Source organism: Methanosarcina barkeri 3 (genome assembly GCF_000970305.1).
In the GTDB taxonomy this organism is placed as follows: domain Archaea; phylum Halobacteriota; class Methanosarcinia; order Methanosarcinales; family Methanosarcinaceae; genus Methanosarcina; species Methanosarcina barkeri_A.
This window is the reverse complement of the sequence record NZ_CP009517.1, coordinates 921,763-944,623: the sequence shown is the minus strand read 5'-3', so window position 1 is coordinate 944,623 and position 22,861 is coordinate 921,763. Positions and strand designations below refer to the sequence as shown.

The 22,861-nt window shown below is 39.8% G+C and carries 20 protein-coding genes; 9 read left to right on the top strand and 11 right to left on the bottom strand.

The genetic code is table 11. From position 1 onward, the window contains the following. The first annotated feature begins 67 nt into the window (after positions 1-67). From dinB to MSBR3_RS03820, 3 genes are all read left to right on the top strand, one after another. Positions 68-1,174: a DNA polymerase IV gene (gene dinB, locus MSBR3_RS03830; RefSeq protein WP_196297001.1), complete on the top strand. Its 1,107-nt coding sequence runs from the start codon at positions 68-70 to the stop codon at positions 1,172-1,174. A gap of 286 nt (positions 1,175-1,460) precedes the next feature. Continuing rightward, a complete protein-coding gene (locus MSBR3_RS03825) occupies positions 1,461-2,492 on the top strand; it encodes an AI-2E family transporter (protein WP_048106556.1) in 1,032 nt (343 codons plus the stop codon). Positions 2,493-2,504: 12 nt separating this feature from the next. After that, positions 2,505-3,413, top strand: a complete 909-nt coding sequence (locus MSBR3_RS03820; RefSeq protein WP_048106555.1) for an MBL fold metallo-hydrolase — start codon at positions 2,505-2,507, stop codon at positions 3,411-3,413. Positions 3,414-3,673: 260 nt separating this feature from the next. On the opposite strand, the gene MSBR3_RS03815 is transcribed toward MSBR3_RS03820, so the two are convergent. Continuing rightward, positions 3,674-4,477: a helix-turn-helix transcriptional regulator gene (locus tag MSBR3_RS03815; RefSeq protein ID WP_048106554.1), complete on the bottom strand. Its 804-nt coding sequence runs from the start codon at positions 4,475-4,477 to the stop codon at positions 3,674-3,676. 383 nt (positions 4,478-4,860) lie between these two features. Next, on the bottom strand, positions 4,861-5,043 hold the full coding sequence (locus tag MSBR3_RS19985; RefSeq protein WP_155396714.1) for a hypothetical protein: 183 nt from the start codon (positions 5,041-5,043) through the stop codon (positions 4,861-4,863). Between the two features lie 166 nt (positions 5,044-5,209). On the opposite strand from MSBR3_RS19985, the gene MSBR3_RS03810 reads away from it, so the two are divergent. Further along, positions 5,210-5,401 carry a DUF7557 family protein gene (locus tag MSBR3_RS03810; RefSeq protein ID WP_048106552.1) on the top strand — a complete coding sequence of 64 codons (192 nt, stop codon included), beginning with the start codon at positions 5,210-5,212 and terminating at the stop codon, positions 5,399-5,401. Positions 5,402-5,536: 135 nt separating this feature from the next. Here MSBR3_RS03810 and MSBR3_RS19980 read toward each other — a convergent pair whose 3' ends face one another. The 7 genes from MSBR3_RS19980 to MSBR3_RS03775 form a co-directional block, all read right to left on the bottom strand. After that, a complete protein-coding gene (locus MSBR3_RS19980) occupies positions 5,537-5,740 on the bottom strand; it encodes a hypothetical protein (RefSeq protein ID WP_155396713.1) in 204 nt (67 codons plus the stop codon). Between the two features lie 1,365 nt (positions 5,741-7,105). Beyond that, positions 7,106-7,270, bottom strand: coding sequence for a hypothetical protein (locus MSBR3_RS19975; protein WP_155396711.1), 165 nt, complete (start codon positions 7,268-7,270; stop codon positions 7,106-7,108). A gap of 195 nt (positions 7,271-7,465) precedes the next feature. Continuing rightward, positions 7,466-8,953 (bottom strand): hypothetical protein, encoded by a 1,488-nt coding sequence (locus MSBR3_RS18780; RefSeq protein WP_155396709.1) that lies wholly within the window; start codon positions 8,951-8,953, stop codon positions 7,466-7,468. After that, positions 8,928-10,439 (bottom strand): hypothetical protein, encoded by a 1,512-nt coding sequence (locus MSBR3_RS03790; RefSeq protein ID WP_048106550.1) that lies wholly within the window; start codon positions 10,437-10,439, stop codon positions 8,928-8,930. The genes MSBR3_RS18780 and MSBR3_RS03790 overlap by 26 nt, the downstream gene beginning before the upstream one ends. Beyond that, positions 10,405-13,605 (bottom strand): tubulin-like doman-containing protein, encoded by a 3,201-nt coding sequence (locus MSBR3_RS03785; RefSeq protein WP_048106548.1) that lies wholly within the window; start codon positions 13,603-13,605, stop codon positions 10,405-10,407. Before MSBR3_RS03785 ends, MSBR3_RS03790 begins: the two co-directional genes overlap by 35 nt. Beyond that, positions 13,602-14,486, bottom strand: coding sequence for a hypothetical protein (locus MSBR3_RS03780; RefSeq protein WP_048106547.1), 885 nt, complete (start codon positions 14,484-14,486; stop codon positions 13,602-13,604). Before MSBR3_RS03780 ends, MSBR3_RS03785 begins: the two co-directional genes overlap by 4 nt. A gap of 1,057 nt (positions 14,487-15,543) precedes the next feature. After that, positions 15,544-16,431, bottom strand: a complete 888-nt coding sequence (locus MSBR3_RS03775; protein WP_048106544.1) for a PAS domain-containing protein — start codon at positions 16,429-16,431, stop codon at positions 15,544-15,546. Positions 16,432-16,747: 316 nt separating this feature from the next. On the opposite strand from MSBR3_RS03775, the gene MSBR3_RS19285 reads away from it, so the two are divergent. The 5 genes from MSBR3_RS19285 (at position 16,748) to MSBR3_RS03750 (ending at position 21,364) form a co-directional block, all read left to right on the top strand. Continuing rightward, positions 16,748-17,215: a DUF2769 domain-containing protein gene (locus MSBR3_RS19285; protein WP_230627755.1), complete on the top strand. Its 468-nt coding sequence runs from the start codon at positions 16,748-16,750 to the stop codon at positions 17,213-17,215. 1,213 nt (positions 17,216-18,428) lie between these two features. Further along, positions 18,429-19,058 carry a Fe-only nitrogenase accessory protein AnfO gene (gene anfO / locus MSBR3_RS03765; RefSeq protein ID WP_048106542.1) on the top strand — a complete coding sequence of 210 codons (630 nt, stop codon included), beginning with the start codon at positions 18,429-18,431 and terminating at the stop codon, positions 19,056-19,058. An 81-nt stretch (positions 19,059-19,139) separates the two neighbouring features. Further along, complete coding sequence (locus MSBR3_RS03760) at positions 19,140-19,619, top strand: hypothetical protein (RefSeq protein WP_048106541.1); 480 nt, start codon at positions 19,140-19,142, stop codon at positions 19,617-19,619. Between the two features lie 508 nt (positions 19,620-20,127). Next, positions 20,128-21,003 (top strand): PrsW family intramembrane metalloprotease, encoded by an 876-nt coding sequence (locus MSBR3_RS03755; RefSeq protein ID WP_048106540.1) that lies wholly within the window; start codon positions 20,128-20,130, stop codon positions 21,001-21,003. Between the two features lie 106 nt (positions 21,004-21,109). After that, complete coding sequence (locus MSBR3_RS03750; protein WP_155396707.1) at positions 21,110-21,364, top strand: NAD(P)-binding domain-containing protein; 255 nt, start codon at positions 21,110-21,112, stop codon at positions 21,362-21,364. A gap of 341 nt (positions 21,365-21,705) precedes the next feature. On the opposite strand, the gene MSBR3_RS21700 is transcribed toward MSBR3_RS03750, so the two are convergent. Both MSBR3_RS21700 and MSBR3_RS03745 read right to left on the bottom strand, forming a co-directional pair. Next, positions 21,706-21,888 (bottom strand): DUF2795 domain-containing protein, encoded by a 183-nt coding sequence (locus MSBR3_RS21700; RefSeq protein ID WP_369334791.1) that lies wholly within the window; start codon positions 21,886-21,888, stop codon positions 21,706-21,708. A 512-nt stretch (positions 21,889-22,400) separates the two neighbouring features. Beyond that, on the bottom strand, positions 22,401-22,619 hold the full coding sequence (locus MSBR3_RS03745; protein WP_048106537.1) for a DUF2795 domain-containing protein: 219 nt from the start codon (positions 22,617-22,619) through the stop codon (positions 22,401-22,403). Positions 22,620-22,861: the final 242 nt, after the last annotated feature.

Here is a 22,861-nt window from a genome sequence, read left to right as displayed (position 1 = left end):
CATAGATTAATACTTTCACCCGACTTCCTTAAACCATTTTTATATGTTTTTCCTATATCTGAGGATAATGCTTGCCTCCAGTTCGAAAATAAATGGTCCTGAAAGGCGAATTACCTTCCACGCGGATATGGATAGTTTCTTTGCGTCAATTGAGGTAAGGGAGAGGTCAGAACTAAAAGGATTGCCTGTAATTGTGGGCTCTGACCCGAAAGGAGGCTCAGGAAGGGGAGTTGTGAGCACCTGCTCTTACGAGGCACGGAAATACGGCATTCATTCCGCAATGCCAATATCACAGGCTTACAGGCTCTGTCCGGATGCAGTCTTTTTGCCTGTAAACATGAAGCTATATGCGAGCGTTTCGACAGAAATAATGGAACTTTTAAAGGGATTTGCAGACAGGTTCCAGCAGGTCAGCGTGGATGAAGCCTATCTTGTACCAGGTCCCGAGATAAAGAGTTTTGAAGAGGCTGCCCTTTACGCTCTCAGAATCAAGGATGAAGTAAAAAAACAAGAAGGAATTACCTGTTCAGTCGGAATCGGGCCGAATAAGTTAATCGCAAAAATCGCGTCTGGATTCCAAAAGCCCGACGGTCTTACTGTTGTAAGGCCCGAAGATGTAAAAGAATTTCTTTTTCCGCTACCGGTCTCAAAAATTCCAGGAATTGGAGAAAAGACAGCTGATACATTGAAATCAATGGGCTTAAACAGGGTAAAAGAACTTGCAACCTGTGATGTACAGCTGCTTTCTGGAAAGTTCGGTAAAATGGGACTCCGCATTAAGCAACTGGCAAACGGACTTGATTTTGGAGAGGTTAGGGAAAAGGAAAGTGTAAAATCAATCAGCAGGCATGGAACCTTTACTGAAGATACCAGTGACCCTGTAAAAATCGCCGGATCTCTGGATCTTCTTGCAGAAAGTGTGCACAGTTCCCTTCTCAAAAACAGGTTTCTTTTCAAAACAGTAACCCTTACCGTGCGTTTTGAAGATTTTTCTACCTATACACGCTCAAAGACCATCCCAATCTGGACTTCGGATATCTTTGTAATCAAAAGGACAGCTATGCAGCTTCTCTCCGAATTTATAGGGAATCAAAAGCTCAGGTTAGTAGGCATAGGAGTTACCAAACTCCGCGAAAAGGACGAAAAGCAAACCCTGATTACGGATTTTACCTAATTTTCTGTTCCAAGCCTTTTCAAAAAACTGCTTGCCCGCAAGCCTTTTCAAAAAACTGCTTGCCCGCAAGCCTTTTCAAAAAAGGCTTGAGCGAAAACGACTGCTAAATCTAAAATGTCATGACAGTGTAATCACAAGCCTTTTCAAAAAACTGCTTGCCCCCAAGCCTTTTCAAAAAAGGCTTGAGCGAAAACGACTGCTAAATCTAAAATGAAACGACTGCTAAATCTAAAATGCCATAGACGGTCATACTTATATTTTTATAATAGAAAACCAATTAGGTTTGATGAAAAAAGCTGTAAAGATGGCTCTGGCCCTTCTCATAATTGTTGTCCTGACTGTGCTTATAGCTTATGCTACACTTCCTTATTTAAATTATATTTTTGGGGCTCTGATCCTCTTTGTTATATTTCGACCTCTTTATCATTTTCTCATAAGAAAACTAAGGCTTCAGAAGCAATTTGCAGCCGTACTTGTGATAATAATTTCTATTTTTGTTGTACTGATACCTTTCTACTTTCTTTTAAACACAATTGTCAGCGAAATCGAACAACTTCTAGTTAATCAGGCGTCCATTCTTGCATCTATTGAGGCTGGAGGCCACTTTTTAACCAATTCTCTCTCAAGTCTGAATATTCCTATAGATGTGTTCCAGACCAAAATCGAAGAGAAAGCAATGGAATTTGCTTCACGAGCCGTTAACTACACAAGCCTGTTCATTGTGGGGTCAATCCAGAGCCTGAGTCAGCAGTCTATTGGGCTATTGATAATGTACTTTATGCTCTATTACCTCTTTACAGGAGAAGACTCGGATTTTATGCGCCAGGTCTCTGTAGCAGTCCCTTTCAATGAAGAAAATACAGTAACTCTTCTGGACGAATTCCGAAAAATTGTTCGGACTACTCTTATTGCCAGTGGGGCAGTTGCTCTTGTCCAGGGTGGAGTTCTGACTATAGTATTTGTTATCTTTAATATTCAGGGAGCTTTCCTCTGGGGCTTCATTGCAGCAATCTTATCCTTTCTGCCTGTTGTCGGAGCACCTTTAGTATGGATTCCTGCAACTATTGTCCAGTTTTTTCAGGAGGACTATACTGCAGCAATCGCTATACTTGCAGCGGGAATTTTTATAAGTGTTATTGACAACTTCCTCAGGCCCATTATCCAGAAAAAAGTCGGAGAAATTCACCCATTTCTGTCCCTGCTTGGAGTTGTTATAGGTATATCCCTTTTCGGGCTGTTAGGAATTGTTATAGGTCCCCTTCTGCTCTCCTACTTTGTTTTGACCGTACAGATGTTTTCAAGAGAATACCTTTCTTGAATGGAGTAAATTGTGCAGATAGAAATACTTGGGTGTGAGTCTTTTGGGGCAAGATCACTTGCCTGCTTTGTAAAGACAGATGAAAGAACAATTCTGATTGATCCGGGAGTAGCGCTTGCACGCTTTCGCTCAGGCCTGCTTCCCCACCCAATAGAGGTTGCTGCAGCTTTCAGGATCAGAGAAAAAGTTCTTTCTGCGTTTGGACAGGCTACAGATGTTGTTATCAGCCATTTTCACGGGGACCATATGCCAATGAGAGCTGAAGATCAATATCAGCTCCCTATGGAAGCCCTGCCTTCGCTTGACGAGATAAGCTTCTGGTGTAAAGGCCCGGAAAAAATTTCAGGCCTTTCTTTAAAGCGAAGACGTGAGCTCTCGGATTTTCTGGGTTTTCCTCTCCCTTCTTCGGAAGGCAGGAAGTCTGGCAATCTGGAGTTTTCTTCTCCTGTCCCTCACGGGACCAGAGATAAAGGCTTTGGAACTGTAATGATGACCCGTATCTGTGAGAGAGATGAAACTTTTGTCCATAGTTCTGACATTCAACTTCTGGACAGGGAAACTATCCTTAAAGTACTTGCCTGGGAACCTACAATTGTTTTTGCCTCAGGTCCTCCTCTTTATCTTTCACACCACGTCCCTGAGGCAGGAAAAGAGGCCTTGGAAAATGCTCTCTTTCTGGCCAGAAATGTGGATATCCTGATTCTGGACCACCATTTGCTCAGGTCTTTTGAAGGATATAGCTGGTTAAAAGAGCTAGCAGGAAAGGTCGAAACCCGGGTGCTATGTGCTGCGGAATTTATGGGAAAAGAACCTGAACTTCTTGAGGCTCAGAGGAAAATCCTTTATGAAAAAACGCCCATACCTTCAGGCTGGCACGAAGCTTATGCAAATGGTAAAGCAGGTTTTAGGGAGTTTCTCTGACAAAGTGGATGGAAAGGAATAACAGTACAGCCAATTTTTCGATAAATAGGCTTTTTCGGATAAGTAGGGTATAGTTCAGCTTTTGAATTTCCACTTGTGTCGTTGGAATGACTGGTATAATATTATATAACTCATACGTAATTGTTAATATTGTAATTTTAGATAACTTTTAATGTTAGAATTTTGATAATTTTTAATATTAGAATTTTATATAATTCTAATATTAAAAATTATATATAACTATTATATAACTTTTAATATTATACCTGGGGGTAATTGTCTATATTCTTAATTTGTTTGGAACGCTGTTCATAATAGTCGTAGAGTTCTTTTCCCCAGGCCCGAGCTCCTGGATCAAAGCAGATTACATACTTTCGGTCAAAGACCGTACTTTTTGGGAAAAGCGCCATTGCCATGAAATTATCAGCTACTGCGACAGTAGGTATCCTTTCACAGTCCATGCAGACAAAAAGCTTAGCATTTTCTTTTTTAAGGTATTGTTCGGTCTGTTCCCTGTAATCTTCAATCCATCTTTTCAGGATAGGCTCAGGGATCACCAGTGATATTGGGATTCCTTTTTCGGCAATTTCCAGGAAAAAAGAAGGGAAAAGAGGATGGAAATATGAAATTGTACTCCTCAGCTCTTTTGCCATCCTGACGTTTTTAACGTATTCAGGAACTAGTTCAAACATATAGTCTATCTGAGGTTCAATTATAGTGCAGTGCCCAAGCTCACTAATTCTTTGCAGGAGACAATGAGGTATCTCATTCACTTCCCTTTCTGCCCAGTAACTCGTATTTTCCTCAAGCACAGCGAGCGTGTCTACAAGAGGCTTCATCTTCTCAACAATAACTCTGCCTATATCACTTAGTTTATAGAGGTTTTTTTCCTGGACTATCAGGTGCTGTTCTTTGAGCTTTTTTACCTGGGGCTGGACTGCTGTTGCACTTGCGTTAAGGGCTTTTTTTAATGTTTCTATATCCTTTGGCCCTTCAAGCAGAAGAAGCAGCACATTCTTTCTTTTGTCAGAGAGAAGGATTAGATCGAGTAGATTGTTTTCCATATTATGCACCTTAACCGGCTGCTTGCAGGCTTGTAAGCATATCTAAGCTTCATAAGTTCAAAGAGATCTGGAATAAAGAAAGCCTTATACTAAAAACTGAAGTACACTAATGTTTTCTATGAAACTTGAAAATTGATCGTTAATATATTTTTCTCTTCAATTTATAAATGTCATGCATTTTATTAATTTCTTTCATTCGGTAAATGCCTTTTTCCTGAAAAAACCTCAACTCAGAAACTCAATTTCAAAATGCATATTTGTTTAACGAATTGTACTATACATCATTGTACATCATTCTCTAATATTCTCACCAGATATCCTTCGCATTCGGAAATACACTGCTTATTTTTTAGGGGGGAAGTCTTCTAGATTAGTAAATTAGCTTAGACGAAACAATTATTAACCGCCTCAAACGGAGCTTCGGAAAGACCAGAGCTTTGTCGCTTCCCGAGTTTCGCTTCCCGAGTTTCGCTTCGGGAGCACGAAGCCCTTTTCGCTTCGCTCAAGAGGGCTGAACTATGGACAAGATGAGTTGTTTTCTCAACTCGCCGCTGAGCTTCGCTCAAGAGGACTGTTTTCAGCTTTCAAGCCTGCCAGATTATAATCAGTTATTAGTAACTTATTAGTAACTTATTAGTAACTTATTAGTAACTTATTAGTAACTTATTAGTAACTTATTAGTAACTTATAACTCCAATAGTTAGTTATAACTCTAATAGTTAGTGGATCGTTATGAGTGAAGCGACAACAATCCCGGTAACAAAAGATGTAAGAGACAGATTAAAGCAGTATGGCATGAAAGGAGAAACCTACAACGATATTCTCAAGCGCCTGATGGATGAAGTAGATTACGAGACATTCATGGAACGGCAGTACAAAAAACTTGAAGATAAAGAGAAATTTATAAGTCTGGACGAAATCTGATGACTTATAAAATAAGGCTTCACCCTGATGCCATAAAGTTTCTGACAAACTTGAATTCCGAGACAAAAGAGAGGTTAAAATCAGGGATGAAGAGTCTCGAAATAGACCCTTTTAAAAGTCGATCCGGCTCCGATGTCAAAAAGCTGAAAGGCACAAAGAAAAGAGAAGACTTATACCGTTTAAGAGCCCGAGTTTCGCTTCGGGATCACAGAAAAACGGAGATTTTCTGGGAGTTGCGATGTAATCGCAACAGCACGAAGCCCTTTTCGCTTCGCTCAAGAGGGCTGAACTATGGACAAGATGAGTTGTTTTCTCAACTCGCCGCTGAGCTTCGCTCAACAAGACTGTTTTCGGGGAAGTTTTAAAACTGTATTTTTATTTTTAGGCAGCAACCTGCTTTAGATTAATGAATTAACTGAACCAGAGCAGCGTTATTAGCCATATTAAACTGAATTTGCCACGCTCGACGCAGGAGAGCGGCCTTTCAAAAGAAAAAGTTGAAATAATAGTTTTAGTGCTTTTGTTTTTTTAGAAAAGAGGACTTACTGCCTTCTGTACGCAAAAAACCTATTATTATTGCTTTTTTGCTTCTTTTACCCAGTTATAGTATTTTATTTTCTATAAATAAATCTTCAGTGACATAGTTTTAAAAAATGAAAAACTTACTGCTTTCTGTATCTAAAAAAAGCCTTTATTTTTGTTTTTTTCTTTTTCTGCCTGGCCCGAGCTTCGCTCGGTGAAAAACAGGTTTTAGACGATGAATATGGTTTTTCGGTACTTTTTACCACATTATTTTTACTTTTATCCGGCTGTTCGCTTTAGATTAGTGAATTAGCTGAGCCAAAGCAACGTCATTAGCTATCCTGAACGGAGCTTGTCATGCTCGACGAAGGAGAGCGGCCTTTCAAAAAAAGAAGTCGAAATAAGAGTCTTTGGATTTGTTTTTAAGACCGATAGATTTACTGACTTCTGTATGCAATAAAACTATTATTCATGCTTTTTTTGCTTTTTTACCTGTTTCAAGGGTTCTATTTTCTATAAATAGATCTTCAATGTTCATTTTTTAAAAACTGAAAAATTAACTGTATTTTGTGTCTAAAAAGCATTTTATATTTATTTTTTTCTTTTTCTGCCTGGCCCGAGCTTCGCTCGGTGAAAAACAGGTTTTAGACGATGAATATGGTTTTTCGGTACTTTTTACCACATTATTTTTATTTTTATCCGGCTGTTAGTTTTAGATTAATGAATTAACTGAGCCAAAGCAACGTCATTAGCCGTCTTAGGTGGAGTTTGTCACGCTCGACGCAGGAGAGCGGCCTTTCAGAAAAAGAAGTCTAAAGAATAGCTTTATTGTATTTATTTTTTAAAAAAGGAGGATTTCCTGACTCCTGTACGTGAAAAAACTTTCATTAATGCTTTTTACTTATTCGAACTGGCCTGAGAGTTCTATTTTCTGCAAATAAATGTCAATATTCATAGTTTTTTAGCAACTAAAAAACACACTTTTTTCTGTGTCTAAAAAGCCTTTTATTTTTGTTTTTTGCTTTTTCTGCCTGGCCCGAGCTTCGCTCGGTGAAATACAGGTTTTAGACGGTAAATATGGTTTTTTGGGGATTTTTACCACATTATTTTTATTTTTTGGGGCCGAAAACTCTCCCCAGAACCTCTTTCTGTAAGGCTGAAAAACTGAAAACAAAATTTAATTTATTTCAGTTTAATAGCTGCCACCTGTAGCGGGATAGGATTTTCCAACTTCGGTTTTTCGGTGGTTGTACCTTCTAACAAACCTTTAACGACCGCTTCCATGAGTTTCTCGCTATCTTCCCTCTCCTTTCTGAGTTTTGATTCGAGTTCACTGAACAAATCCATAAGTTGCTTGACTGTTTCAACGAGGCATTTTTTAAAGTAAGTGCAAGTACTTACATTATGAACTATACATAAAGAACCGAGTTAGAAACTATAGAGCATTTTACACATATCTTCATTTTCCAAAACTTTATTCTCTGTACTTTTGTTTTCCAGAATATTGTTCTCTACACTCTTGTTTTCGGAATTTCACTTCCATTATCTTTGTTTTTTTGGAATCCCCATCTCAAGATTTTGATTTTCCACGTTTTGATTTTTCACGTTTTGATTTTCCACATTTTGACTTTCCACATTTTGACTTTCCAGAATTCCATTCCCTATGCTTTCATTTCCTGCAGCACCATTTCCAGCACCTGCACTACTGCCAGCACCTTCATCGCCAACTTCACTGCTGTTATTGGTTTCTTTAACCAGATCCTCTGGTTTATGAGAACTATTTTGGGCTCTCTCAACCGGATTAACTGAAAACCGGTTAGATGAGCCATTACCAGGAAAGCTGGATACTGGCAATTGCATTTTTGACGTATTTTCATTCCTCAAATCCTGTGTTTGAGAGTTTATATCTTCCCGAACCTCTAGCTGGACCCGAAAAGGAGGAAAATCCGTACCATTGTTTTTTGAGATATTAAACGAAAGAAATCCTGGCTCCAAACCTGCTTTTGAGAGGATCAGGAGCCCTGCCATCACAAATAGGAAAAAACAACAGGCATATCCTGCAATTTTTTTCTTTTGCCAGATTTTGTTCTTTTTCGAAGACGCTTCCTGAATTTTTGAAGAGGCACTGCCAACTGGGTGATCCGAATTAAAGTAGTTATAATTAGAAATATTCTCGTGATCTTTCAGGCCTTCCTCTTGAACTCGCTCTATAATTTCATTCTTTTCTTCCGGATTTTCCTTTTTATTATGAACTGAAGAAATTCGGATTTCTCCGCTTTCAAACGAAAAATCAGGGTCAAATTCTCCAGGGCCAACCGAGATGTCAGTTTTCGAGGGATAAAGGGAAAGGGAAAGGGCAAGGCTGAAGTCCGGAAAAAGGACGGATTTTAATTTAAATATCAAGCCGGCAAGCAGAAAAAGTCCGCTTGAAAGGTCCTGAGTCAAGATTGAGACCCCCTCTCTTGAGAGAACTTTCCTCTCCAGAAAGTCAGGAAAGTTTCCAGCGTTTTCTAAATTTTTCGGGCTTGCTGAGTTTTTCAGGTTTTTTGAGTTTTTTGGGCTTGCTGAGTTTTTCGGGCTTTTTAAACCCTTTGGATTTTTTGAGTTTTTTAAGTTTTTTGGGCTTTTTGGAATAAATAGGTCGAAAATATCTCCCTCTTTCCACAACCCGATTACCTGATACCTGATTGACTGCAGACCTTCGGTTCGACTTTTTGCATCCGCATAAAATTTATTAATCCAGCCCGGAGCCTCGGTGACAGCTTCTTTGGGAAAGCATTCTATAAATACGACTCTTTCTTCTCTTCCTTTCCGGATTTTTACAAGGAGGCTGCACCCGAGAAGAAGCTCGTGTCCCCGGAATTCTGCGTAAAGAGCACTTCTTTTAATGTCAAGCTGTTTTGCAAGTTCGGAGTATTCCCAGGTTTCTTTAAACCTTTCACTACCTTGCAGCAGCCTCCCGCTTGAGTTGTAAATTGCAACTTCGGAACACGAATCATCAAATTCAGAAGCCGAATTTTGCAACTTCACTCACTCTCCAGGGAAAAATCTGGGTGATTCCCTGCTGTTCTTCAGGCAAATCCTTTGAAACTTGAGGAGGAAGGGTTGCATCCACGCTCACAGTATGGAAGTAAATAGGGACTTTTTTTGCAAGGTTCCGGATTTCCCTGAACGTGGGAATCTTTTCAAGGAGGCTGTAGATCTCGGCTTCAATTTCCCTGGCTCTTTCGGAGTTGTCAGGAATTTCGGAAAGATCTTTCAACTTATCCGTTTTAGTCAGTACAAGAGCATAGGATTTTTCAGACCCCAGTCGGTCCATAAGCCTGAAATAATGTCCGAAAAGAGCTGTTAATTCTTTTCGGCCTTCCCCATGATAATCCAGGATGTAATCCCCGTCTATCAGAAAAATAACCTTTCCCGCAGTCTTCATTTTTTTGTAGATGCAGGCCAGAATCAGGTTATGAAACTGGTCTCCGACTTCCTTTGAGTACTTATTTTTCAGCAGTTCAAGAAAACTTAGAGTCCCGATCTGCCTGTGGAGGGCTTCTACACTGAAGCCGGACAGCTGCTTTTCATTCCCGGATAGTTTTTCACTCAGGCTGTGGAGGGCCCCGGCATATTTTTTCGGTTCCAGGTCTTCGGTGTACTCCCCACTATAATCGATAAAAGTAAACCCTACCGGAACCAAGCTGTTCTTTTTTCCGCTAAGCTCATACATTGCCAGGTCTGCGCGGCTGGTACTTTTCGGACTAATTCCTCCTTCAAGTTCGGCAAGCATGGATTCGATTCTCAGTTTTTCTTCGCTTGCCCTGGAGAGTTTTCCCTGTACATCGTAAGAAAGGACAGTTTCCCTGTGGGTCCCCTCGTAAAAGTCCACAAAATGGCTGTATAAGGCAAGCAGCAAAAGGGTTTTGCCCGATCTCGAAGGTCCGTAGACAAAGACCTCAGAGGCCTGAATTCCCCGAATAAAAGTTGTTGACATTAAAAGGAAAAAAACCGCCAGAAAAGCTATTCCGAGATTCTTCAGTTCTTCGGACCCTATTTCAAAGACCTGCCGTACTCCTTCGATTGAAAACGGGTACACGAATTCGAGAAGCCTTATAAAAAGGTAACAACTGAGAACAAGAAAGAAAAATCGGGATCCTGATCTGGCATACCTTGCAAGAGAACTGAACTGATTTCTGGAAAGGACCTGTAAGTCAAACAGTCCTCCTACGAGAAAACCCAGAGCAAGGCCATTTATGCTTAAGAAGTCCTGCTGCGAAAGAAGATGAAGCACAGGCAAAAATCCTGCAAACAAAAAAAGACTTCCTCTTCTTGACTGCTCGTGAAGAGCCAGCCCAAAAGCATTTGCAATCAGGAAGGCAGGGAGAAAACTCAGCCAGAAAATTTCAGGCCCTGAAATACTCGGAACTTCAATCCTTCCTCCGAAAGTTATGAACAGAAGGGATAAAAGCAGGATAAATCCTGCTGCAGGCAGTTCAGAGAGAAATCTCCAGTTTCCTTGAATCCTCATGCTTCAATGCCTCTCTTATGCTTTTTTCCTCGTAGAGCCTATTAATCCTTTCTTCGACGTTTCCTCCTCTCTTTTCCAGGTTTGCCAGTTCTCCGGCATCCCTTAGATCCAGAAGCGATTTTCGAGTAATATATTTTCCTTCCTGGAGTTTCAGCACATGGTGAAGTACGTTATCCTTATTGTTTTCATATACTTCCCAGAAACCGCCTCCTGCGGTCAGAGGAGAAATATTGTCAAGAAAACCGGACGCAGAAAAAAAAGTGAGAGCGATATCCCAGGGTCCTGTATGGTTGTGGGTTGCAAGTTTGGCATCGTTGATGTTCTTTAAAGCAAGGGTTCCGTTTATTTCGTCTTTTATTGCATCAGCTATGCGCTCGCTTGTAAGCTGGCTTGAGATGTAGGACGACCTTGAGGAAACAACGAGAGCTGCTTTCCCAAAATTCCAGCGTTCGGTCGCGTTGATTGGAATCATCAGGTTATGGACACCGAGCTTATAGCTTTCAATCAGGTTCTTGTATGTGACCAGAATTTCTTCAATGAGTTTATCAAGTTCATGTTTTCCACTGTCATCCCAATCAAGGTCAGTCATATCCGAACTTGCATCAATCAGGGAGAGTATCTTCGGGTTTATATCTCCAAACTTGGTCATGTAGAGGCTGATTGAAGTTTTGCCTCCAAGCCCGTGGAGGTTATTCATCCTGGTAACTTCCTCATAAAATTGTCCGTAATACTTATTCAGGTCCCTGCGGTTTGCAAGGGTTTCTTCGGTCAGGGTTTCGACCTTTTCAATCAAAGATAAAAGGACATTTTTCTCTTGAAGGTTTTTTCCAAACTCCAGGAGTTCTGCTTCGACCTGGCCAAATTTTCCGGAATAGTCTTCCTTTTGAAGAGTCTTTTCGGTCAGAATTTCCCTGAAAACACCTCTCAGTTTTGGTCGATCTCTGGATTTGAAACCCTGTTCGATTTCCTCAAGCTCAAGATCCTGAAGATCCATTCCGGAAAACAGGGATTTGAGCACTTTACTCTTAAGTTCCTCGGACTTTCTGTTCAGGCGTTCGCTCAAAAAGCACTCCGGAACCGAGAGTTCGAAGGGGCTGCTTATCTGGATATATTCTTTTCCCGTACTCTTGATATATTCTTCTTTGTTTCGTTTCTTTGCTTCATAGTTCCTGAGTGATTTTGTCTTGTTTCCCTTTATTGCTACGAGCACTTTTTCCCTTATTCCGGCAGTTTCGAACCTGGTGATTTTGTAGTTATAGAAATAGTAGAGTGCAATCGCTTCAAGGAGACTTCCAAGCTCAGTTAAATTCAGGTCAAGCTCCCTGGAAAGTGTCTCAAGCTCTCTTTGAAGGTCAGGAACTCCGGCCATAAGAAGCCAGCTGTCCTTATCTCCGCTTTTTATATTTCCTTCTTTGAGATTACCAAGAAAAACATCAATTTTTGTTTTCAGGTCATATTCATGTGACTGAAGCACCTTTAGTTTCTCTTTCCGGCTGAAGTACTCCTCAAGTTCCAGGTCGTTGTCGTTTAAGGCTTTGTCAATGGTTTTTTCAACCTGACTATAAAATTCATTAAGTAAATTTCGCTCATTCTGTTTTCTCTGGAGTTCGGCTTCTACTTCCAGGGTCTCTTCTTTTAGGCTTTTAACTTTTACATTCAACCTGTCCATAAAGGAAACAAGGTCCTGTTTTCCTTTCAGGACATTTATAAGTACGGATCCGACAGCTTCCTCTTCAATCCCTGCAGTCCGTTTAAAAAGCCTTGCAGTTTCTTCTAAGCTCGAGAGGGCTTCAGGAATCAATCTAAAGAGCACTTTGTCATTTTCGTCTTTTAGCTCTTCTTCCTTAACACTGAGAGTAAAGGTTTTTATCTTGGAAAATAAGCTCAGCATATCTTCGTAGTTGTTTATTTTTTCGAGACTGGTTTCAGCCGAAATGTTATTCTGTATGAAGAACTCAACCGCACCTGAGCTCTGGTAATTGAGAAGTTTTTCAATTTCGTTCTTCCAGACCTTTTCGATATTTCCATACTCTTTTTTGATATATTCGGAGTCAGTCCGCGTAGGAGGCACTTCCCTGAACAGGTTCTGGCTGTCAAGCAGGGCTTTCACGCTCCTGTTAATCTCTTTTCGTGTTGCAGTAATTGCTGCAAGTTCCATGATAACTTCTTCATACTGTTTTTTCAGGGCCTTCAGTTCGTCAACAGGATATTCGATGACGTGTGCATCTGCAAAAACAAACGAGGAGTAGAGGCGTTTTGAGTCGCTCAGGTTGATATCTCCTTTTTTGATGTGGAAGAAGTTCGTCAGAATATGAGGGAACATGGAATCGAATTCATGCACTTCCACTTTCGCTTCTTCTCCTTTTTTATATCCTGTAGGCCCAAGCGAGGTCAGGATTACGTGGTTGAAAAGCCTCTCATTCATGTTCAGGTATTCAAGTTCGGTGAGGGCTATTGCAGCATTTAGCTGTTCTTTTTCCCCTTCTTTTGTGGTAGGGATTACCGCAAAGAGCCAGATCTGGCTGCTCTCTCCTTTAAGCGCCCTTATATACCTGGCAAGGTCAATAAACATCCCTGATCCCGTGCCTCCTCCAAGCCCAACAATAATAGCTGTGGTTCCTGTACTGGGAAATGTGGGAAAGCCGCTTGCCTGCCCCTGGCTCAGAACCTTGTAGAAAATAGCCTTTGAAATGGCTCTTCTTCGATGTACGCCTCCGCCAAAGTCATCGATTAAAAAAGGGTCAATAGCTCTCAGTTCCTCAAAACTGAGCCCAAAATCCCCTGCATCATTCATCCACCAGGTTTTGACAAGGGGTTCAGACTTACGATCTTTTATCTTTTCTGCAATTTCCTGGCTTGCCAGATCCGAAACCTGGGTTATGTTTGCCAGGGAAGGCAGGTAGTAGTATTTATATTCGATATTTCCTCCTGCTCCCATTTCCTGAATTCTGGACTTAATCTGTCTTCTGTACCATTCATCATCAGCTCTTTCGTTTGCATCCGTATCCATTGTATAAATTCTGAGTCTTTTTCCTGGTACAAGGTAGTTTCCGAGTATCCAGTCATGTCTGCAGATCTCTTCACACAGACGTTTTCCACAGCCTCCAAGCCCTACAATCGTCAGGTCCATAGGAAGCTGCAGTGAAACATTTCCCCCCCTGTTCATTCTTCTTCCTCCGAATTTTTAAGTTTTACTCCGATTACAAAGCCAATCAGTGCAGCTATCAGGAACCCAAGAGCATATTTCCATTTGAGGCTTGACTCTTCGGCTTTTTTCTGGAGCAGATAGTCTGCAAGTTCGTTTGATTCGTTGTGTAGCCCAAGGTCAAAGAAGGTCTGCAGCTTCATACCCAGAACCGGATCGGAAAATCCACTCAGTTTATCCTTAAACTGTTGACCTTCTTCTTCGGAAGCAAGACTCTCGGTTTTCTTTTCAATCAAATAATCTGCAAGTTTGTTTGCCTCGGTAACAAGCCCGCGGTCAAACATGTCCTGAAGGTACACGCTTAAAAAAGGGTCTTCAATTTGTGCTGCTTTCTTTTCAAAAGAATTGATATCAGTAATTTCGATCGTGAATGTGCTCGTATCGCTTCCCTGAATGGTATTTCCTTTTTCATCGGTAGGCTTGATCCTGTAATAGGCATACCCTGTCCGCTTAGAATCATATTTCACCAGGGTAAGTTTCTCATACTGCTGGACCTCAGTTATACCTGGTACCTGGCCGTTTAGCTGGACAACAATTTTTTTCATATTGTCTTTGACTGGAAGCTCAAAATGACTCTCATTGCTTTGAAGGTTCAGTTCCGTAAAATTGTAGATTGGCTTGTCGTCATATTTCTCCAGATCCGTATCGAAGTACAGATAATCCGCAGCACTGGGAATGCCGCTTATAGTCAAAACGCAGCTTATCACCTGCTTTTCTTTAACTTCAGCCGGATGGTCTCCTTCTACGTGAACTTCAACTGCTGATGCAGATCCTGCAAGTACTGAGAAAAAGAAACATAGTAAACATAGCGTAAACGCGCAGGCCTCGTGGCCTTTTCTCATACCTTATACCCCCTGTAAAAATGAGAATAATAAGCTCTACTAACCCCACATAATCTCTGCATATGTCAATAAATACTTATTTTTTGAATATTTTTGCAATGAAATGATAATTAAATCCCATATATTTCATTAAATATTGAAATTTGTCAATTGATTAAAGCATAGTCTTCGTCCCACTCCAAATACCAACCTGGATTTCAATTGTGAAATTTCGATTGTGAAAAGCAGTTACTTTCCTATTGCGAGAAACAATTTTTTTCTATTGCGAAAAACAGTTCTTTAAATCTTGTTCCTCAGGAAAAGTAAGTTTTAAACTGAGTGGCTTGAAATGGGTGAACCAGTGTCTCACTCATCTAGTCCCGTATACACAAAAATAAAAAATAAGCATATTTATGGAGACCTTAATTTACAGTAGATAATGAAAATATTAGCTCTTTGGTATTTTTCCCCGAAAACGGTTAGCTTACTTTTCAAACCCCTTATAGCCAAACCGTTTTCGAGATGTAACCCTCTTTAGTTTTTTGGGGAACAATTTGTTCTTTATACTTTTTTCAATCTTTTTCCATACCTTTTCGTGTTACTCAACATATTTGTTTTCAGTCCTCACGTCCAGGCATATTGGAGAGGCTGCAGATCCTGAAATTCTGTTAAAACCTGCAAACACTTCTTAATACTCTCAAACATAAATAGTTATTTGTTAAGAAAGTAAGAACATTAAAATGAGTATCTGATTCATTTATAATGCCACAAGGTAGTGATTATTTAGAGTTAAATTTACACTACTGTTAAATAATATTATTTTGTATCTTCCTTGATACTGCCCCTGTTAAGCTTACCAGCTAAACTTGCCTACTAAACTTACCTGCTAAACTTACCTGCTAAACTACCTACTAAACTACCTGCTAAACTACCTACTAAACTTGCCTACTAAACTTGCCTACTAAACTTACCTGCTAAACTTGCCTACTAAACTTAATCTATATGGAAATCCTGAAACAATTAAAATCATTTAAATTCTGGCTCCTAAAAGCCTGAAGATTTCCTTCACCCTCTGATTTCAATCTATAGGTAAGGCTCTTTTTACATTCCGGGTTACATCTTCTATAATGCCCTGGAAATGAGTAACTTCTCCTTCCTCATTGCGCTGGATAAAAGTCTTTTCGTCAATCCAGCGGACATCAGCAGTCTGAGTAAGAATTCGATACTGGCGGTTGAACTCCTTTCCTCCTTCCTCACAGTTTTCCTCAAGTTCGAGTTCCACAAGAAGTAGGTCTTCGGGATGAATTATCTTTCCGTAAAGGATTCTTCCGGAGATGAAGTCTTCGGGAGTGTACCCGAACTGCCTGACATTTTCAGATACATATAGTGTAGGCCAGTATTTTTCAGCTTTCCAGAGAAATACTACCATTGAACTGTTGTTAATTACGGTTTCGAGGGCTTTCTGCCGCTCAAGAAGAGCTTTTTGTTTTTCCATAAGGGCTTTCTGGCTTTGAAGAGCATCCTTCAGAACCTTTTCGTTTTTAATTTCCTGTGTAACATCTCTTACTATGCCCTGGAAATTCGCCACATTTCCAGCCTCATCACGCTGGATATAGGTCTTTTCTTCTACCCAGCGGACTTCCCCTTTCCCTGTAAGAACCCTGTACCGCTGTACAAAACTGTCATTTCCAGCCTCGCAGCATCGAGTAAGTTCCTTTCTAACTCTATCTATATCCTCGGAGTGGACTATGTCTGCATACATTATCCTTCCTATAAGAAAATCCTCAGCATTGTAATCAAGCTGGGTTACGTTTTCCGAGACGTATTTGGCAGGCCACTTCTTGTCAGGAGTCCAGAGAAAAGCCATAACAGGACTGTTATTAATTACGGTTTCCAGAATTTTCTGTCTTTCCAGTGCTTCACCAAGAATCAGTTCGTCGCTTTCAGCCAGTTGATTGAATCCCATAGCTACTACCTCTCCAATAACCCTTCCAGATCTTAAATCCTTTAACCGCCTTAGATAATATACACCTCTCTCAGGTAATACACACTTCTCTCAGGTAATATACACTTCTCCAGGTAATACACACCTCTCTCAGGTAATACACACCTCTCTCAGGTAATACACACCTCTCTCAGGTAATACACACCTCTCTCAGGTAATACACACCTCTCTCAGGTAATACACACCTCTCTCAGGTAATACACACCTCTCTCAGGTAATACACACCTCTCTCAGGTAATATATACCTCTCAAATCCTTAAGCAATATATAATATATTTTGACATCTTATAAATCATGTCTTTCCGCACACAGGAGGAATATTCTGAGTTCCAGACTCACAGCAGGAAATAAAAAAGATACCTGGGCAAAGGAAAAATCCGGGGATAAAATATCTGACATTGTACAGCAGACCAGAGAAGAGTATGGGAGATACTTCGGGATCTGTGGCTCATACCATAACCTTAAAGCCTGCACCTGTAAAAACTGTCCTTCCTATTCAGGCGGTGCAGGGATGTTTTGCTCCAGGGGCAAGTGCCCGGAACAGGGAAAAAAACAGGGATGTCTCTGTGAAACCTGTGAACTTTTCAGGAAACTCCGGCTTGAAGGAGAATACTTCTGCCTGAATGCCGAAAAATCGGACTTGCCAGAAGAAAACTCTGAGTTTCTCCTGAACAACTGTGGAAAAGCTCCTGAATCCGGTGAGAAGACCAGGTTCTGTGTAGTGGAAGAACTAAAAAGTAGGTGAATGAACGCAAAGCTGAATGAGCTCAAAGGTGAGTGAATTCAGAATTGCCAAAGCCTGAATAATTTTTGATTTTTCTTGAAAGTTAAGTCCTTAGCTTGACAATAAAAAAGTATCCATTAGTTAATACTGAAACGACGAAGGTTCAATTATCTCTATAAATGAACTCCATATGTTTGCAACATCTGTCACAGTGTCATTAAAAACCTCACTGGAGGTAATGAGAAGCTTGCATCAGAGAGCTTGTCCAGATGTACTGCGCCAACAGACCAAAACGTTAATAATGGCTACAGTCTCAACTTATTTCGCTTCAATTTATTTTACTGATTCTTCCATACTTTTTCACATCACGGAATGTTTTTCTGTTTTTTCATTTCTGGTTTAAATCATTTAAAGTGATGAGCACCTTAAATTAAAAAGTAAAACATATCAAACATAAAAGGAGTGGGGAGTTTTTATAACTTCAGTTTATCTGAAACTGCGAAATCATTTTAGGATCATAATGCATTTAATTGCATATATTAATATCATTCCGTGTTTTTATTGGTACCATTTCCATGTTTTTTCTGTAAATAGTCCAGCAAAGTGAAACTTGAACAATGCCTTTTTGCTATTTTCTTCACAATATTTAATTACTCTCCTTTGTCTTTTATCTTCACTAACCGAAACTAAATAACGAAAATCAAAGTATATAGAATATATCCAAAAGATATATAAGAACCTTTGTTTATTTATATTTTGAAGGTATCACGTGGTCGAATCCAAACTATATAATCAGATCTACACAACTCTCATCTTCAGTAAAAAGTTTCATCTCGGAAGGTAAAATCGATCAAGCGATACCCCAACAGACCTCATTACGGGCTGCAGACCAGCCAATGTCTGCAGCTCACAAGATCAAAATAGTATCAACAATTGTATAATTGTTTATTTTTGAAATTATTGCAGACAAAGGCTTATATTTTGTGCATTTAGATTTCGGTCAGTCTCATCCTTGCAATAAGCCCATAAAAAACATAGGTTTGTGTGCAAACAGGGAGTTTTACTGCTTGGAATTGGCTCTCTTTTTTGATAAACGCGCCCGCAGACGATATATCGCAGACCGCTGAATGAACCCAGCAGAGCTTATATGCAAATCGAGTAATAATCCAATAGTAGCAATTATTTTAATTGCATCCTGAAAATCATAACTTTCACTACGATAGGAGGAGACACCTTGAAAATCGCAGTTGTGGAAAACGAAAACCAGAAAGTAAGTTCAATATTCGAACCGGGATTCATTGCAATATATGAGAAACAGGGCGGGGAATGGAAAGTCCTTAACCGCTTTGAAAACAAAGTTTGCAATGCCAAAGTTATGGCTGCAGTACGCACGGCTGTAGCGGATACAATAAAGCAGCTCGGTGATGTAAAAGTAATTGCTGCAAGTGAAATCCCAGGAATAGCGTCCGGGACTTTTCAAGCAGCAGGTTTTGACATATTCCTTGTAGAAGATAATGTTTTGAATGTTCTTGACTCGATCAGAAAAGAAATGCTTGAGGCAATTGAGGAACGTCAGAAAGAACCACCAAAATTTGACATTACGCAGTTTCTGGAACCCGGTGTGAGTAAAGGTGATTTTTCGATTAATATAGAAGACATCATGTTTAAAAATCCGAACATGACTTCTAAGAAAATTTTGATTCCGTATCTGAAAAATGGAGAATTTAATAGGCTGGATGTCATTTGCAGTCATCTTCCGAAATGGTTTGTCACGGATTTAGGTTCCATGGGATTTGAATATGAAATTGTGAACGACTTGCCGAATAAAAAGACTGTTAGAGTAGTGCGTATGCAAGCTCAATAATCAAAATAAAGGGTTATACTTTTTTGAAAAAATCAGAAGATAGGTAAATCTTATTATCTTTAAGGAAGTAATAATATAATAATGGATGGAAGGGGAGCAGAAAGGGGACCTCTACAACTGGACATAGGCATAGTTGTATCAGGAGTTGGAGGAAACTCCAACCAGGAAAGGAATCAATTCAATGGACTTGTTTCCTTTTTTGGTGTTGATTTTGGACTATATATCGGGCCATCGTATAATCCGTTTCGGACTATAGGACCAAGTGTCGGCATAGGTGTGGTCATAGGTTCTAATGGTTTTCTGGCTGCGAAATTAGGCATACATTTCAAAAGAGCATTCGGTTTAGCTATGCTGTTTCCTATAGTTCCTATTTATGGTAGTACCGGAGCAAGCTTCTTAGCTGCTCTGCCTATTTCAGAGGGAGCTAAAGCTGCAGCAACTATTCCTTTACTGTTAGTTCCGGCAGCTTTCGTATATCAGGGAAATCTCAGAGAATTACGTAGACGCGGAATAGAAACTTTAACAGAATTAAAATCACGTTTACCAGGAAAAAAATACTAATTACAATAAACCTGAATACTATTAAAACATGAATCTATTAAACATGAATTTATTAAACCTGAATACTATTAAACATGAAGAATATTAAATTTGGATCTATTAAACCTGAGTCTTGAAACGATGCCTGTAAAGTTTTCTAATCCCTATTATTAGAAATCTTCTCACTTTTCCAGGTGCTACCTCTTTAGTAAGCTTTTGAAAACCACAAGTTCAACAATTAAGGCATTACCCTGACAGAAAGAAGATCTCGACTGCTACCATTATAAGCCGAATATTTTTCGGGAAATAACCGTACTTTACTGCACAAGGTCCCTCCTTTTTCCGGTTTTAATGAATTTGCCGGATAGTATCTCAGAGGTATAGTGTTCAAAACTCCATCTATAGTGGTATTTATAGCGTCGAAAAATGACGTTTTAGGGGACAGGCTACAAGGTTGTAGACAAAAAAGACCTTGAAGACAGGTCAGGGTCTGGACAGAATGAAATTAACGAATTAGATAGGAGAAGATATGGACAGCACAACGGAAGTTCAGCCGCCTGTGCCGGTGGTCCGACGAAATGGCTGGTTAAAGGTTTTAACCACAGCAACAGTCTTCTACGTGCTCTTGCTTATGGCCTTGCTGCTGACGAGGAACTCAAACCTGTTTCCCACCCTGGTAATGGTCGGCAGTTTTATGGTCCCTGTAGCTTATGTGGCTTTCATATACGAGCGCAGGCATCTTAGTCGTCTGACAATGCCGACTGTCTCCCTGGCTTTCCTGTATGGTGGACTACTGGGTATCCTTGCAGCTTCCCTTTTATCACCATTTTTTACCAGTGAATTAAGTCTTGGCTCGACTCTAAGAGTAGGGCTCATCGAAGAATTTGCGAAAATCCTGGGAGTACTGGTAATTGCACGCCATAAACGACATGACTCGGAAATGGATGGACTGATTCTGGGCGCAGCGTCAGGGATGGGGTTTGCAGCCATGGAAAGTAGTGGTTATGCCTTTACGGCTCTCTTGGCGAGTCATGGGAGCATTTCGGTAACAGTGGAAGTAACCTTACTCCGCGGTTTGCTTTCTCCACTTGGACATGGGACCTGGACAGCCATTTTAGCCAGCGTGCTTTTCAGGGAAAGCAAAAAGTGTGACTTTCGAATTAACTTACAGGTTATCAGTACCTATCTGCTTGTTTCCATTTTACATGCAATGTGGAACGGATTGCCCCTGATAATCTCTTATATCTTAGGCCAGAAGTTAGGCTTGTTAGGCCAGGGATTAGGCTTGTTAATTGCGTGGGGTGTGATCGGTGTTGTTGGATTATTTATCCTCTGGAGACGCTGGAAAGAAGCAGTCAGGTTACAAACGGTTTTACCACCCGAAACTGAGGATACTTGTGCCTGAAAAGTGAGTTATGCGGAATATTAATCCCAGATTGATACTCAGATGATTTTCAGGACGGAAAATTATGGGGAAGAGAAAATTATGGGGAAGAGTATGAAGTGATTAATTGACAACATTGAACGTTAACAAAAAACCGATTGTTGGCGTGATAGGCCGGAGGATAATGAAAAAGTCTTTTGCTTCGAGCCTTCTGTCACGAGGATATAATGTTCATGTATACAACAGGACAAAGGAAAAAACTCAATCACTTATCGAAAAAGGTGCCGTTTTCCATTCTACATCACGAGATCCAGCTTTAGTAGCAGATCTCGTTATGACCTCACTGACCTTCTTATTTTTTACCGTTTTCCTTCCATTTTGATCAGAGCAAATTGATGCTTTCAATTAGATTGAAATTTTAACTACATTATGTTTGTTAGGGAGCAGGTATAGAGAACAAATAATCGTTTTCAAACAAGAGAGATTTCAACGTAATAAACTGAACCCAGTTAAATATACTTATTAAGATGAAAAGGATAAGCATTGTGGCATGATTAGAGAAGTCACCAGTGTTAGATAACTAGATAACTTAAAAATATTTAATAGGAAAGATAATCTTCAAAGCCTATCTGAACTAAAAGCCTATGTGAAGTTTTATTATCTGAGTTCTATGTCCATTCTTTGAGTGAATTTACTTGAGTAAAAACTTGCTGCATAAACTCGTTACTCTTTTGGTTTTGGTGGTCTGACACGTTCACTTTCCAACCGCTCGATTTCTCTGGTAACATCGTCTGGGGTATTATACTCTATTTCAGGTATTCCCCTGAGAAGATCAAGAAAATCACTTTCTGCTTCCTTTCCTTCAGCAAACCTGATAAGGTCTTTTCTATTTGCAGGATAACCGATGCCTCTACCGGTTATATACTCTTTAGCATCACGTGGACCTCTTTTAATAAGTTCACCTCCATAGAGTAGGATATTGTTATTTTTCTCTCTTGGTTATCATCCTCAGATACGTTTGTTTCCGGGCATCTATGCACTAATTGGCTAATTTAAGTGTAGCAGGTAAGAATTATTACTAAACAATTTGTTTTTGGAAGTTCAGGAGACTTATGAGACTTATTAGCCTCCTGAGTTAGGTTTGATCTTCATAACTTAGATTAAATATTCAGAATTTAGGCCAAATCTCCTGAATTTTACGTCAAATAGAAATATATGGCATTTTTCTATAATGTCCTCAATTTATCAAAAGCCTGAAAGGAAGTTTATGGATTTTAAGTTGTGAAACTCTCTTTCTTAAAACTCTTAAGATTATCCTATCTTGAAGGAAAGTACAAATAATTTAAACTTCAAAGTCAAGCAGGATTTACTTTTTAAGATTTGTTCCCCATTTGACAGTTAGTTTACCCAAAATGGAATTACCTTCTTGTACGTTCCTGCCTGACATCATCAATGCTTTTGTATTCCCTGTCTGGAAGCATGCCGAGATTCTCAAGTATACTATCCTGTACACCCTGCTTCCTTGCTTCTTCAATAATGTCACTCTTTTTTGCAGGAAAATTTACCTTTGCCAATACTTTTTCAGTTTCCATAGGAAGCTTTTCCTCTATATTTTTCCCTTGACTACCAGTTTCCATATAATTTCCCCCTTTACTCCAGTTTAGTCTCCTTTGAATTATTTAGCAATATCTGCAGTGTCAGCATATTACTTATCAGGGATTGCTACCAGATGTTCAACCACATAGACCTTTACATTCTATTTCAGTATACATCTTTACATTCTATTTCAGTATACATCTTTACATTCTATTTCAGTATACATCTTTACATTCTATTTCAGTATACATCTTAAGGCTCAGAATATCACTCTGTGCCTGCC

Coding starts and splice junctions, on each gene's coding strand:
- dinB (WP_196297001.1), top strand. CDS start 68: ATGCTTGCCTCCAGTTCGAAAATAAATGGTCCTGAAAGGCGAATTACC.
- MSBR3_RS03810 (WP_048106552.1), top strand. CDS start 5,210: ATGAGTGAAGCGACAACAATCCCGGTAACAAAAGATGTAAGAGACAGA.
- MSBR3_RS03825 (WP_048106556.1), top strand. CDS start 1,461: ATGAAAAAAGCTGTAAAGATGGCTCTGGCCCTTCTCATAATTGTTGTC.
- MSBR3_RS03775 (WP_048106544.1), bottom strand. CDS start 16,431: ATGGGATTCAATCAACTGGCTGAAAGCGACGAACTGATTCTTGGTGAA.
- MSBR3_RS19975 (WP_155396711.1), bottom strand. CDS start 7,270: ATGGATTTGTTCAGTGAACTCGAATCAAAACTCAGAAAGGAGAGGGAA.
- MSBR3_RS03755 (WP_048106540.1), top strand. CDS start 20,128: ATGGACAGCACAACGGAAGTTCAGCCGCCTGTGCCGGTGGTCCGACGA.
- MSBR3_RS03815 (WP_048106554.1), bottom strand. CDS start 4,477: ATGGAAAACAATCTACTCGATCTAATCCTTCTCTCTGACAAAAGAAAG.
- MSBR3_RS03780 (WP_048106547.1), bottom strand. CDS start 14,486: ATGAGAAAAGGCCACGAGGCCTGCGCGTTTACGCTATGTTTACTATGT.
- MSBR3_RS03785 (WP_048106548.1), bottom strand. CDS start 13,605: ATGAACAGGGGGGGAAATGTTTCACTGCAGCTTCCTATGGACCTGACG.
- MSBR3_RS03790 (WP_048106550.1), bottom strand. CDS start 10,439: ATGAGGATTCAAGGAAACTGGAGATTTCTCTCTGAACTGCCTGCAGCA.
- MSBR3_RS03760 (WP_048106541.1), top strand. CDS start 19,140: ATGGATGGAAGGGGAGCAGAAAGGGGACCTCTACAACTGGACATAGGC.
- MSBR3_RS03745 (WP_048106537.1), bottom strand. CDS start 22,619: ATGGAAACTGGTAGTCAAGGGAAAAATATAGAGGAAAAGCTTCCTATG.